Origin of the sequence: Burkholderia sp. GbtcB21, from assembly GCF_019091065.1 — a bacterium.
In the GTDB taxonomy this organism is placed as follows: domain Bacteria; phylum Pseudomonadota; class Gammaproteobacteria; order Burkholderiales; family Burkholderiaceae; genus Burkholderia; species Burkholderia pyrrocinia_C.
This window is the reverse complement of record NZ_JAGXKA010000198.1, coordinates 1-285: the sequence shown is the minus strand read 5'-3', so window position 1 is coordinate 285 and position 285 is coordinate 1. Positions and strand designations below refer to the sequence as shown.

The window sequence follows — 285 nt, the reverse complement described above, 5'->3', positions numbered from 1 at the left end:
GATGAGCGAGGCGCACGACATGCTGCTCGTGTTCGCCGAGCCGACCCGGCAACCCGTGCCGAACATGGCCGTCCCGTCCGGCGGCGTGAAGACGCACCTCGTGACGCTCACGCGCGACGCGAGCCGCGCGTACGGCGAGCACCTGCTGTCGGACACGGTTACGCAGTTCCATCCGCGCGATGCGACGGTCGCGCCGCGCGCGGTGGTGCCCGGCCCGCGCCCCGAAGGCAATGCGCTGTCGGCCGACGAGCGCACGCTGTTCGTCGCGGATCGCGGCGACGACAC

The 285-nt window shown here is 72.6% G+C and carries 1 pseudogene; it reads left to right on the top strand.

From position 1 onward, the window contains the following. Positions 1–285, top strand: a pseudogene (locus KVT39_RS36815) (YncE family protein); the annotation flags it as partial.